Annotated in this window: 12 protein-coding genes, 1 tRNA gene and 2 pseudogenes; 11 read left to right on the top strand and 4 right to left on the bottom strand. The window is 54.2% G+C overall.

The window, feature by feature from the left end:
* Window positions 1–141: 141 nt before the first annotated feature.
* Both E2L00_RS00085 and E2L00_RS00090 read left to right on the top strand, forming a co-directional pair.
* Window positions 142–528 (top strand): annotated as a pseudogene (locus E2L00_RS00085) (3'-5' exonuclease); the annotation flags it as partial.
* Window positions 515–1,894 (top strand): VasL domain-containing protein, encoded by a 1,380-nt coding sequence (locus E2L00_RS00090; RefSeq protein ID WP_420808823.1) that lies wholly within the window; start codon window positions 515–517, stop codon window positions 1,892–1,894. The pseudogene E2L00_RS00085 and the gene E2L00_RS00090, both read left to right, overlap by 14 nt.
* Before the next feature lie 94 nt (window positions 1,895–1,988).
* Here E2L00_RS00090 and E2L00_RS21450 read toward each other — a convergent pair.
* The 3 genes and pseudogenes from E2L00_RS21450 to E2L00_RS00100 form a co-directional block, all read right to left on the bottom strand.
* Window positions 1,989–2,269: pseudogene (locus E2L00_RS21450) on the bottom strand (Arm DNA-binding domain-containing protein); the annotation flags it as partial.
* A gap of 175 nt (window positions 2,270–2,444) precedes the next feature.
* Window positions 2,445–2,519, bottom strand: a tRNA-Arg gene (locus tag E2L00_RS00095).
* Between the two features lie 80 nt (window positions 2,520–2,599).
* Entirely contained in the window at window positions 2,600–3,550 is a 951-nt protein-coding gene (locus tag E2L00_RS00100) for a formate/nitrite transporter family protein (protein WP_167605403.1), read from the bottom strand.
* A 207-nt stretch (window positions 3,551–3,757) separates the two neighbouring features.
* On the opposite strand from E2L00_RS00100, the gene ccmA reads away from it, so the two are divergent.
* The 9 genes from ccmA to mlaA are packed head-to-tail and all read left to right on the top strand — an operon-like array spanning window position 3,758 to window position 10,826.
* Window positions 3,758–4,366, top strand: coding sequence for a cytochrome c biogenesis heme-transporting ATPase CcmA (gene ccmA / locus E2L00_RS00105; protein ID WP_167607466.1), 609 nt, complete (start codon window positions 3,758–3,760; stop codon window positions 4,364–4,366).
* Complete coding sequence (ccmB, locus tag E2L00_RS00110) at window positions 4,363–5,022, top strand: heme exporter protein CcmB (protein ID WP_167605404.1); 660 nt, start codon at window positions 4,363–4,365, stop codon at window positions 5,020–5,022. Before ccmA ends, ccmB begins: the two co-directional genes overlap by 4 nt.
* 29 nt (window positions 5,023–5,051) lie before the next feature.
* Window positions 5,052–5,789 carry a heme ABC transporter permease gene (locus E2L00_RS00115; RefSeq protein WP_167605406.1) on the top strand — a complete coding sequence of 246 codons (738 nt, stop codon included), beginning with the start codon at window positions 5,052–5,054 and terminating at the stop codon, window positions 5,787–5,789.
* Window positions 5,786–5,995, top strand: coding sequence for a heme exporter protein CcmD (gene ccmD, locus E2L00_RS00120; protein WP_167605408.1), 210 nt, complete (start codon window positions 5,786–5,788; stop codon window positions 5,993–5,995). Before E2L00_RS00115 ends, ccmD begins: the two co-directional genes overlap by 4 nt.
* Window positions 5,996–6,475 (top strand): cytochrome c maturation protein CcmE, encoded by a 480-nt coding sequence (gene ccmE / locus E2L00_RS00125; protein ID WP_167605410.1) that lies wholly within the window; start codon window positions 5,996–5,998, stop codon window positions 6,473–6,475. It begins immediately after the preceding gene.
* On the top strand, window positions 6,472–8,424 hold the full coding sequence (locus E2L00_RS00130) for a heme lyase CcmF/NrfE family subunit (protein WP_167605412.1): 1,953 nt from the start codon (window positions 6,472–6,474) through the stop codon (window positions 8,422–8,424). Before ccmE ends, E2L00_RS00130 begins: the two co-directional genes overlap by 4 nt.
* The gene (gene dsbE, locus E2L00_RS00135) at window positions 8,421–8,978 is read left to right on the top strand and encodes a thiol:disulfide interchange protein DsbE (RefSeq protein WP_167605414.1); all 558 of its coding nucleotides are present in this window, start codon (window positions 8,421–8,423) and stop codon (window positions 8,976–8,978) included. The genes E2L00_RS00130 and dsbE overlap by 4 nt, the downstream gene beginning before the upstream one ends.
* Window positions 8,975–10,054, top strand: a complete 1,080-nt coding sequence (locus E2L00_RS00140) for a cytochrome c-type biogenesis protein CcmH (RefSeq protein ID WP_167605416.1) — start codon at window positions 8,975–8,977, stop codon at window positions 10,052–10,054. Before dsbE ends, E2L00_RS00140 begins: the two co-directional genes overlap by 4 nt.
* A gap of 13 nt (window positions 10,055–10,067) precedes the next feature.
* Window positions 10,068–10,826, top strand: a complete 759-nt coding sequence (gene mlaA / locus E2L00_RS00145; protein ID WP_167605418.1) for a phospholipid-binding lipoprotein MlaA — start codon at window positions 10,068–10,070, stop codon at window positions 10,824–10,826.
* A 217-nt stretch (window positions 10,827–11,043) separates the two neighbouring features.
* Here the strand turns inward: mlaA and fadL are convergent, their stop codons facing one another.
* Window positions 11,044–12,366, bottom strand: a complete 1,323-nt coding sequence (fadL, locus tag E2L00_RS00150; RefSeq protein WP_167605420.1) for a long-chain fatty acid transporter FadL — start codon at window positions 12,364–12,366, stop codon at window positions 11,044–11,046.
* Window positions 12,367–12,584: the final 218 nt, after the last annotated feature.

Below are 12,584 nucleotides of genomic sequence, written 5' to 3' on the forward strand. Positions count from 1 at the left end.
GACATGGAAATGAGAAAATTAATCTTCCTTCTGTTTTCAGGAATACTGTTCACGGCACAAGCCGATGCTGCGCGTGGAAGGCAGCCCTGTTCAGGTTCAAAAGGCGGTATCGCGCACTGCACATCGGATGGACGCTTTGCAGGTCGCTGGGGAGACATGGCTGTACTGTGCCCGACGCGTTATTCAGCAGACAGACTCACCAGATTGCTGGAGCAGCATAAGATACCTGCCGCCATCAGCTTTACCTCCGGGGATAAAAAAGTCTACTCACATCGCGACGATGTCGTACACCTCATGACCTTCCAGAGCAGTAAAGGACTTGAATTTCCTTACGTTGCCGTCATCAATGCGTCCTTTGTCCATAAGGCTGCAGGGGATGAGTCGGAAGCCATTCCGGCGCTTTATGTAGCGTTTACCCGTGCGACGCGTTCGTTACTGGTGACCTGCTACAAAGAAAACAGCATCAGTCGTCAGCTGACGAAATTTGCTGGCGTGGACCTGCAGGAGCGACAGGATGACTATGCATAAAACGTTAAAAACCGGTGGTGACCCACGCACGCTGCCGGATTATGCCGCCCTGCGCGATGAGCTAGGTAAGCTGACACATCCAGCTCGCCCGGATGTGAACTGGCGGTATGTCGAAAAACTCTGTCTCTCACTGTTTGAGCAGAACGGTGTGGAGCTACAGACAGCGGCCTGGTATACGCTGGCCCGTACGCAACTGGCCGGGGTGTTCGGGCTCAATGAAGGTCTGGCGATACTTGAGGTGCTGATAAGCCATCAGTGGGGAACTTTGTGGCCGCAGCCAGTCCATGCCCGCATGGAAATCCTCAGCATCCTGAGTCAGCGTTTGCAGCAACGGATGCGCTCGCTCCCGCTCAATTACAGCGACCTCAGCCAGTTGTATCGGGCGGAGCAACTGCTTGCTAGTCTGGGGGAGGTGCTGCAGCACCTGGAACTTAAGCATCTTAGCCAGTTCGATACGTTGCGTGCTCTGATGCACAACAGCGCTGTCCGGCTGGAAAACAGCGATGATACAACCAGTACAATGGCGACTAATCAGCCAGGTATTGTGTTGCCTGCCACCGTGATGAATGATGCGGCAGCATCCACGAGGGGCCTTGCTGGTAGTCCGCCTGAAAATACGTCTGACAGTGCAGTGAAGTGGGTGTACGTTGCGCAGCCGGAACACCAGGCGAATGTAGAAGTACTGGCGGCAATGCCCACTCCGGTAAAAAAGTGGAAATCCTTCGTCGCCGGAATGTGTACCATGCTGGTGATAAGCACCGTCGCAGCGTGGAGCTGGCAGTATCTTCATCGGCCTGACCCATTACAAATTCAGCTTGCAGCATCCCTGGCTCCTTTACCTGCAACTCTCACATCTGAACAGGTGAATATATTGCGTCAGCAGACTCCCCTACCGCAGGACTTTATCGCACAGACACGGCAACAACTGACCCGTCTGGACAAATTCTCGCCAGGCTGGAGTATTGACTACAGTCGACAGCTTATAGAACAGGCTGAGGCGCTGTGGCCAGAGCAAGCAAAATCTCTGGCACAGCAGTGGCAGCAACAACTTAATGCCGCCGTATTGCCTACAGAACATCTGAATGGCTGGTATCAGGGAATGACGAGGCTTCAGAAACTGAGTGACAGGCTGAACGGACTGGATGAGCAGAAAGGAAAATACATGACGGTCAGTGAGCTGAAATCAGTGGTCTTTTCCACTATGCAGTCCTTTAATCAATCCATACCGGCTGAAGAGCAACTGCGGGTATTGTCAGAAATCCCTGCTGGAGTACCTTTACCCGTTGCTGCCAGGGCTCAACTGGAGATGCATCTGAAACAATTGGCAGCCCGCTATGCTGAAATAAAACAGAATGCATCAGAGTAAAAATGGTGCTAAAAATTATAAGTGATTCAGCCTGTTACCGTAATAACCGTGCCAGGTGGACCGTCGGGGATTTAACCTTTCTGGAAAATAACTATGCTTCAAAGGTGTCTGTAATTAAGAGTTTTTTGGCAAGCTGCTCGGCTGCCTGGATTTTTATCATTCGCCAACGTTTTTCTTGCTTCATCTCGTCTAGTGCGAGCTTCTGCAAGTGATATGTCGGGATAGATTCCAGATGATAACTTTTTCTCTTTCCCGGCAAATCAATACTTCATGCGCAGTACTTTGAGCCGTTAGTGTTGGCCATAATGTATAACCCACCTCCGTCAGCAAGTTTATAGGCTTTGCAGCTTCTACCTGACGCGCATTCAAAGGCAGTTTGGGGGCCTCACTTTAGGTTGAACAAGATGAGCCCTCACCAGAAGCCCCAAACGATAGTTGGTTTACGTCTAATTGGGTTGCGTCGGTTGAGATCGTATAGCCAGCATTAAGTGCTTCTTTTTGATGATAAAGGGATTTTATTGAATTCGGTAGGCGTCAGGAGAGGTATATATGGCGTCCCCTGCAGGAATCGAACCTGCAACTAGCCCTTAGGAGGGGCTCGTTATATCCATTTAACTAAGGAGACAAGCGGGCGTAGTATACCCGCTTTTCGCGTCACGTTAAGGGGCTGGCAGGCTGTTTGCCTGAAACGTGACCAGACAGGCATCACATTTTGTCTCTTTTTTCCGCTTTTCCATTCTCAACCTCTCTTCGGCCTTTCTCTTGCGCTTTTGTCTGAGCTTTTTTCTTGTTGCTCATATCGTTACGGATCTGAGCATGGCTTATCAAGGCGAAGATAAAGGTGCCGCCGCAGATATTACCTGCAAGCGTTGGCAGGGCGAAGGGCCAGAAGAAGTCGCTCCAGTGAAGCGTGCCGTTAAATACCAGATAGAGGACTTCGACGGATCCGACCACGATATGGGTTAAATCGCCAAGTCCAACCAGCCACGTCATCATGATAATCACCACGATTTTCGCCGCGCCCGCCGCCGGGAACATCCAGACCATGGTGGCGATGATCCAGCCGGAGATAATCGCGTTGGCAAACATTTCCCCCGGCGTATTTTTCATTACCTCCATCCCGATTTTGACGAACGCATCCCGCGTTTGCTCATCAAAAATAGGCATATATTCAAAAGCCCAGGCGGCAATGCCGGTACCAATCAGATTGCCGAGCAGCACCATTCCCCATAACCGTATCAACAGCAGGAAGTTGCTGCCGGTGGGCTTTTGCATCACGGGCAAAACGGCGGTGACGGTGTTTTCGGTAAAGAGCTGCTGACGCGCCATGATCACGATGACAAACCCGAAGGTATAACCGAGATTTTCCAGCAGGAAGCTGCCCGGCACGCCATCAAGATGGACATGAAACACGCCTTTTGCCAGCAGCGAAGCGCCCATTGACAGCCCCGCGGCAATGGCTGACCACAGCAGCGCCATGGCGTCGCGTTCCAGCTCCTTTTCCCCGTCCTGACGAATATGCTCGTGGATAGCCATCGCTTTGGACGGCAGGTTTTCCTCATCGACATCAATGTCCTCGCCGCTTGCGTTTTCCTCGCTTTCCACTTCCGGTTCGTCGCTGAGTTGACCGGTTTTTTCTTCCTTTAATTTATCCATTTTTCGAAGTACTCCGCACTTTTGCCGTTCTGTTAAGCGTAGCGGTTTTTAGCTGCTTGTTCCGGCTTAGAGGATAATCCGCCCGAAGTTTGATCTGATATGGGTGTATTACCTCTTTTTGAGTACTCCCTGGCGTTGTGCCTGCCCTGGAGCGGCCTGGATGATGTGGTATTATTTCTGCCCCTAAGAAATGTAGTGATTTTTCCCATGCTTAATGCCATCAAATTGACCTGCACCCGCGACGAGCGAACGCTATTTAGCGAACTGTCGTTTTCCGTGTCGGCAGGGGAGATGGTTCAGGTGGCAGGCCAGAACGGCGCGGGGAAAACTTCTTTATTACGTATTCTCGCCGGGCTTTCTCAGGCCGAAGAGGGCGACGTTCACTGGCAGGGAAAAACGCTGCGGCGTAGCCGCGATATTTATCATCAGGATTTATTGTGGCTCGGGCATCAGCCCGGCATTAAAACCGTGCTCACCGCTTTTGAAAATCTCAGTTTCTTTCATGGGGATTGCGCCGCAGCGCAGCGCTGGCAGGCATTAGCCGGGGCCGGTTTAGTCGGGTTTGAAGATGTGCCGGTCAGTCAACTTTCCGCCGGGCAGCAGCGCCGTGTGGCGCTGGCGCGTTTATGGCTGAGTAAGGCAAAGCTCTGGATTCTGGATGAGCCTTTCACCGCGCTTGACGTCGTCGGTATAGAAAAGCTCACGCAGCAGATGATGCGGCATACCAGAGAGGGAGGAATGGTGATTCTCACCACGCATCAACCGCTCGCCCTTTCTTGCGTGCGGCAAATTGTTTTACAGGATGCGCAGTCATGATGCGCAGAATTTTCTGGCAGGAGCTGCGCGTGGTTTTTCGCAAAGGCGCAGAGATTGCGAACCCGCTGTGGTTCTTCCTTATCGTTATTACTTTGTTTCCTCTGGGCATCGGCCCTGAACCACAGTTGCTGGCGCGCATCGCGCCGGGGGTCATCTGGGTTGCGGCGCTGCTCGCATCTTTGCTGGCGATGGACAGGCTGTTTCGGGACGACTTTCAGGACGGGTCGCTTGAACAGCTTATGTTGTTACCCGTGCCTTTGCCGATGGTGGTACTGGCGAAAGTAGCCGCTCACTGGGTGGTTACGGGATTGCCGTTACTGATCCTCTCGCCGCTGGCGGCTTTACTGCTTGGGCTGGATTTTTATAGCTGGCAGGTGATGGCGTTAACGCTGCTGCTGGGTACGCCAACGCTGAGTTTTCTTGGAGCGCCTGGCGTGGGTTTAACGGTGGGACTACGGCGCGGCGGCGTTCTGCTTAGCCTGCTGGTGCTGCCGCTGACCATTCCACTGCTGATTTTTGCCACGGCTGCGATGGACGCCGCATCGATGAATCTGCCGGTTGACGGCTATATGGCCATTCTCGGCGCGCTGCTTGCGGGGAGCGCAACGTTAAGCCCCTTTGCAACGGCGGCGGCACTGCGCGTCAGCGTGCAGTAACTTATTTCTATTTTTATGAGCGATTAATCATGTGGAAAGCGTTACATCAGCTTGCTAAACCAGAACGGCTGTATCAGCTGTGCGGGCGATTCGTGCCCTGGCTTGCCGTCGCGAGCGTGGTTTTGCTGACGGTCGGCTGCATCTGGGGGTTTGTCTATGCGCCAGCCGATTATCAGCAGGGGCAGAGTTACCGAATCATGTATCTGCATGTCCCGGCGGCCATCTGGTCGATGGGAATTTACGCGTCGATGGCGATTGCCGCCTTCATCGGTCTGGTGTGGCAGATGAAGATGTCCGATCTGGCCGTTGCCGCCATGGCGCCGGTTGGGGCGGTTTTCACCTTTATTGCCCTGATAACCGGTTCCGCCTGGGGTAAACCGATGTGGGGAACCTGGTGGATATGGGACGCCCGCCTGACCTCAGAACTCGTTTTGCTGTTCCTTTATATCGGTGTGATTGCGCTCTATAACGCTTTTGACGATCGTCGCCTGGCCGGGCGCGCTGCGGGTATTCTGGTACTGGTGGGCGTAGTGAATTTGCCGATAATCCACTTCTCTGTGGAATGGTGGAATACGCTGCATCAGGGCTCAACCAATATGCAGCAAAGCATTGATCCTTCCATGCGTACGCCGCTGCGCCTGGCCATCTTTGGTTTCCTGCTGCTGTTTATCACGCTGACGCTGATGCGTCTGCGCAATCTCATTTTACTTCAGGAACGTCGCCGCCCGTGGGTGCTGGCGCTGGTACAAAAAGGAAGCAAAACATGAACGGTGCGTTTACCAGTTGGGCTGAGTTTTTTGCGATGGGCGGCTATGCATTTTATGTCTGGCTGGCCGTCGCTTTTACGGTCATTCCGCTGCTGGCGTTGGTGATGCACACAAGGTTGCAGCGTCGTGAAATCCTCAATGGCGTGGAACGCCAGCAGGCGCGCGAGCGGCGTATTCGTGCGCAAAAGCAAACAGAGGCAATGTAAGTGAATACTCGTCGTAAAAACCGTCTTTATCTGGCGGTGGCTGTACTGGTGGGGTTAGGTCTCACTATCACGCTGTTGCTCTATGCGCTACGCAGCAATATCGATCTCTTTTATACGCCGGGCGAAATTCTCTATGGCAAAGGCGAAAGCCAGCAGTTGCCCGAGGTCGGACAACGGTTGCGCGTGGGCGGCATGGTGATGCCGGGCAGCGTAAAGCGGGACAGGCAAACGCTTAAGGTAACCTTCAAACTTTACGATGTTAACGGCGTGGTGGATGTGACTTACGTTGGCATTCTGCCCGATCTGTTCCGTGAGGGGCAGGGCGTGGTGGCGCAGGGCGTGCTGGAGAAAGACAATCTCATCGCGGCAAAAGAAGTGCTGGCAAAACATGACGAAAATTACACGCCGCCGGAAGTAAAAGAGGCGATGAACAAAAATCATCGGCGAGCGCCGCAGGCTTATAAGGACAGCGCGCCATGATGCCTGAAGCCGGTAGTTTTCTGCTTTGCCTGGCGCTGGGCTGGTCACTGTTGCTGGGCGTTTATCCGCTGTGGGGCGCGAAGCGTAACGATGCGCGCCTGATGGCCTCGGCGCGTCCGCTTTCCTGGGCGCTGTTCCTGACGGTTTTCGCCTCGTTTCTGCTGCTGGTTCACGCCTTCGTGATTAATGACTTCACCGTAGCGTATGTCGCCAGCAACTCCAATACCGAGCTGCCGGTCTGGTACCGCGTGGCGGCGACGTGGGGCGCACATGAAGGCTCGCTGATGCTCTGGGTGTTGCTGATGAGCGGCTGGACGTTTGCGGTAGCGTTGCTCAGCGGTAACATGCCAAAGGATGCCCTCGCGCGCGTACTGGCCGTGATGGGGATGATTAACTTCGGATTTCTGCTGTTTATCATTTTCACCTCAAACCCGTTCACCCGCACGCTGCCGGATTTTCCCGTCGAAGGGCGTGACTTAAATCCGCTATTGCAGGATATCGGGCTTATTTTCCATCCGCCTTTGCTGTACATGGGCTACGTCGGTTTCTCCGTCGCTTTTGCTTTCTCGATTGCCGCGCTAATGGCGGGCAAGCTCGATACGACCTGGGCGCGCTGGACTCGTCCATGGACGCTCGCCGCCTGGTCATTTTTAACTATCGGTATTGTACTGGGGTCCGGCTGGGCCTATTACGAGCTGGGCTGGGGCGGCTGGTGGTTCTGGGATCCGGTCGAGAACGCTTCGTTTATGCCGTGGCTGGCGGGCACCGCGCTGATTCATTCGCTTTCGGTTACGGAAAAGCGCGGCAGCTTTAAGGCCTGGACGGTGCTGCTGGCGATTACCGCATTTTCACTTTGTCTGCTGGGGACTTTCCTGGTGCGTTCCGGCGTGCTGGTTTCGGTGCATTCGTTCGCTTCCGACCCGGCGCGCGGCATGTTTATCCTCGCTTTTCTGGTGATTGTTATCGGCGGTTCGTTACTGCTGTATGCGGTAAAGGGCAGCAAGGTGCGCTCGCGGGTGGGAAATAGTCTGTGGTCGCGCGAGTCGTTTTTACTCGGCAATAACGTGCTGCTGATTGCCGCCATGCTGGTGGTGCTGCTGGGAACGCTGCTGCCGCTGGTGCATAAACAGTTGGGGCTGGGCAGCATCTCCATTGGCGAGCCGTTCTTTAATACTATGTTTACCGCACTGATGGCGCCGTTTGCTCTGCTGCTCGGCATCGGGCCGCTGGTGCGCTGGCGTCGCGATGAGCCGCAGAAGCTGGCTAAGCGCCTGATCGTTGCCCTGGCTGGCACTGTAGTTCTCTCGCTGGCGCTGCCGTGGCTGATGCAGGATCGCATTGAGGCAATGACGGTGGTCGGTTTGCTGATGGCGGTCTGGGTCTTTGTGCTGGCGCTGATGGAAGTTTACGAGCGAGCGACTCACCGCCGTGGCCTGTTGCAGGGCTTGTGGAAACTGCCGCGCAGCCACTGGGGCATGGTGCTTGGTCACGCAGGGCTTGCGGTGACGGTGGTCGGCATCGCGTTTAGCCAGAATTACAGCATCGAACGCGACGTGCGTATGAAAGCCGGTGAAAGCATCGATATTCACCAGTACCATTTTGCGTTGCGCGACGTTCGGGATCTGACCGGGCCTAACTATCGCGGCGGCGTTGGGATTATCGACGTGACGCGCAACGGCAAACCGGAAGCGACGCTTCGTGCAGAAAAACGCTTCTACAACAGCAGCCGATCGATGATGACCGAAGCGGCCATCGACGGCGGCTTCACCCGCGATCTGTACGCTGCGCTGGGTGAGGAGCTGGATGACGGTAGCTGGGCGGTGCGGCTGTATTACAAGCCGTTCGTGCGCTGGATTTGGGCTGGCGGATTACTGATGACCTTGGGCGGCATTTTCTGCCTGTTCGACCCCCGCTACCGTTCGCGTAAAAAAATGCCGGAGGCCGCATGAAGCGCAAAGTATTGTTTATTCCGCTGGCGTTGTTTTTGCTGCTGGCGGCGGCGCTGCTGTGGCAGCTTGCGCGTAATGCGCAGGGCGAAGATCCTACCGATCTTGAGTCGGCGTTGGTCGGCAAACCGGTGCCGGTGTTCCGCCTCGAATCCCTTGAAAACCCCGGTAAAACCTACGATCGGGCGGTGCTGACGGATGGCAAACCTGTTCTGCTCAACGTCTGGGCGACCTGGTGCCCAACCTGCCGCGCGGAACATCAGTTTCTGAACGGCCTGAAGGCGCAGGGGATTCGCATGATCGGCATGAATTATAAAGACGATCGTCTGAAAGCGATTAACTGGCTGAACGAACTGGGCAACCCTTATGCGCTGAGTTTATTTGACGGCAACGGCATGCTGGGGCTGGATCTGGGCGTCTACGGCGCGCCCGAAACCTTCCTCATCGACGGCAAGGGGATCGTGCGCTATCGCCACGCGGGCGATCTTAACGATCGCGTCTGGCGGCAGGAAATTAAGCCGCTGTGGGATAAATACAATAAGGAGGCGGGCGCATGACGCGGGTTTTGCTTTTTATCGCGGCGCTGCTGTTTTCTTTTTACGCTTGTGCCGCCATCGACACCTATAAATTCAAAGACGAAGCGCAGGAGCAGCAGTTTCGTCAGCTCACCGAACAACTGCGCTGCCCGAAATGCCAGAATAATAGCATCGCCGATTCCAACGCGATGATCGCCTCCGACATGCGCCTGAAGGTGTATGAGCTGATGCAGCAGGGTAAAAACAAGCAGCAGGTTATTGATTACATGGTCGCGCGTTACGGCAACTTTGTGACTTATGAGCCGCCGGTTACCCCGTCGACGATTATTTTGTGGCTCCTGCCGGCGCTATTTATTATCGGCGGGATTTGCGTGATTGTGGTTCGCAGCCGCAAACGGCGGGTCTATTTCAGTGAGGAAAGCGAAGGGCGCGAGCGGTGTGAGCCATTACCTGAAGCCAGCTACTGGATTTTTGCGCCGGGCGCCGTTGTGCTTATCGTCATAAGCGTTGGGGTTTATCTGAAAGTCTCAGGCCTCAAGCAGGTGCGCGAATGGCAGCAGGTTACGCAGCAAACGCCACGATTGTTACAGCGCGTCATGGATCCCAACGCCGAGCCGCTGGATATGGAAGATATGGCGCGTCTTGGATTAGGTTTGCGTACCCGTTTGCAGCAAGAGCCTGATAATATTGAAGGCTGGCTGATGCTTGGGCGAATTGGTATGGTGTTAAATAACGCAACAACCGCTACACAAGCCTTTGCACATGCATATAAACTGTCGCCTGCTAACGGTGATGTAAAGCTGGGCTATGCTGAAGTGTTGACCCGTTCTATAGATCCGCAAGACAACCTTCTGGGGGAACGTCTTTTGCGTGAGCTGCTGAAATCCGACCATACTAATGTGCGCGCGCTTAGCCTGTTTGCCTTTAACGCCTTTGAGCAACAGCAGTATCGCGAGGCGATTGGCGCCTGGCAGATAATGTTGCGGATATTGCCGGCGAACGACCAGCGCCGCACCGTCGTCGAAAGAAGTATCGAACAGGCGAAGTCACAGGCAGGTCAGACTATCATCAAACCTGAGAGCGTAGATAAACAATAACAGGGAGACGCATATGAATTTTCGCCTGACCGGGCTGGCTCTGGCCACGACGTTATTAGTCGGCTGCGCCAGCTCCGGCGACCAGGAACCACAGGGGCGCTCGGACCCGTTTGAAGGGTTCAACCGCACGATGTACAACTTCAACTTTAACGTGTTGGATCCGTATATCGTTCGTCCTGTCGCCGTTGCCTGGCGTGATTATGTGCCGCAACCTGCGCGTAACGGGTTAAGCAACTTTACCAGCAACCTTGAAGAACCCGCCGTCATGGTGAACTATTTTCTGCAAGGCGACCCGTATCAGGGCATGGTGCACTTTACCCGCTTCTTCCTGAACTCCCTGCTTGGCATGGGCGGTTTTATCGACGTGGCCGGCATGGCGAATACGAAACTGCAGCGTGAAGAGCCGCATCGCTTTGGCTCAACGCTTGGCCATTATGGCGTCGGCTATGGCCCGTATGTTCAACTGCCGTTCTATGGCAGTTTTACGCTGCGTGATGAAGGCGGCGATTATGCGGATACGCTCTATCCGGTGCTGTCATGGCTGACCTGGCCGATGTCTATCGGTAAATGGACGATTGAAGGTATCGAAACCCGCGCGCAGCTGCTGGATTCTGACGGGCTGCTTAAACAGTCTTCCGATCCGTACATTATGGTGCGTGAAGCCTACTTCCAGCGCCATGATTTTATCGCCAACGGCGGCAAGCTTGCTCCACAGGTCAACCCGAATGCGGCGTTGATTCAGGACGATCTGAAAGACATCGATTCGCAGTAAACGGCGGGCATAAAAAAGGCGAACCTCGGTTCGCCTCAGACTGATGACAAACTTTCAACCAGCACAGGTTGAACCTATACCACCGAATAAAAAATAAGGAAAATCAAGCAATTGATTTTCGGCTGATAACCACAAAGAAGGAGAAACCACGCTTTTTCCTTCTTTGTCAGTAAGCTAAGGCGAACCTCGGTTCGCCTTTTTCGTTTCTGCGCGTTGGTTAGAACGCGTAGTTGAAGTTCATGCCGTACAGCCAGGCTTTCCCTTCTGAACTGAAGGTATACGGGCCATCCTGGATTTTCACGTGCTGGCCGTGCATGTAGGAAATGCCGAGGTCAACAGACGCGTCGTCGTTAAACGCATAGGTTGTACCCGCGCTCAGCCACAGGCGGTCCTGATCCGGAATGGAGATGGAACGGTTGTTTGCCGGAACCGGGCTATCGTCAAATGCGATACCGGTACGGAAGGTCCAGTTCTTATCCATAAAGTAGGTAGTACCCAGCGCAATGCGGTACGCATCCTTGAATTTTTCATCTTTCTGGAACAGCGTCTGGCCATCGCTGCCGGTTGCTTTCAGCTCCTGGAACTGGCTCCAGCTGGTGTAGGTCAGGCTGTAGTGGATAGCCCACTGCGGCGCGACTTTGTTGTAACCAGACAGCTCCCACATTTCAGGCAGGTTCAGAGTCAGAGAACCAGGGACAGTTTGTCCGTTGGTGCCAGCCGGTAAGCCAAAGTTAGACAACAACGGGTTGTAGGCGGCAGGCAGGCTGCTCTTATAGTCGCCGTCGAAGTCGACTTTTACTTCAGAACGGTAGGTAAAGCCGTAGCGGTTGTCTTTATCGATTTCATAAAGGATACCGGCGTTCCAGCCGAAGCCCCACTCGTCACCTTTCAAACGGGCGATTTGCGTATCCGCTGGGATCTGGGATACCGGGCCTGCCAGCGCTGGCGGCAGCGCACCAGAACCCGCGATCAGCTGCGGCAAGTCACCGGCATAGCGTTCGATTTTCGCGCGGGCATAAACCGCATCAAAACCAACGCCGAAGCTCCAGTTATTGTTTAAACGGTAAGCGCCGCTGAGGTTCAGGTTTAACGTTTCCAGGTCAGTTTTACCGGCAACGGAACCCGCCGTGTATCCATTATTAAACTCTGTCGCCAGGCCGTAGTTGGAGGTCAGGGACGCGCCGATACCAAACTGTTCATTAATTGGCGTGACGAAATGCAGGTTAGGTACCCAGGCCGTCGGCGCGATGTTATCCGCGTCGGTGCTGCGGGTTGATGGCGATCTGCCGGAGATATTGACGTCCGGATCGACAAATATCGCACCGCCGGAAAATGACGGACGGTCGAACATCATAATAAGAGCAGGGTTACGGCTGGCTGAGCCCGCATTGTCCGCAACCGCACCTTCCCCTGAATACGCTCGGCCAAGGCCAGAGGAAGAGAACTCGTTTAACTGAAAGCCGGCTGAGTACGCCTGCGAGGAAACAATTGCCACTGCAACCGCGAGGGCTGATTTTGTAAACAGGTTTTTCTGGCTCATGACCAAAACCTCATAGATTTATTTTTATACAAATAACGTTACACATGGTAACAGGAGCGCGAATAGTAGGGACCGATCGAATACAGAGAAAGCAGACCAGTGGCGAGAGTATAGGTCTGACCAGATGGTATGTTGCAAGTTTGTATCTAAATTTTTTCAAAGTTGATCATGAAAACGAGATCCGCCCGGCAAAATAGCGGCCAGGGCTATTCACTCAA

This window comes from Cedecea colo (assembly GCF_011808225.1).
Taxonomy (GTDB): domain Bacteria; phylum Pseudomonadota; class Gammaproteobacteria; order Enterobacterales; family Enterobacteriaceae; genus Dryocola; species Dryocola colo.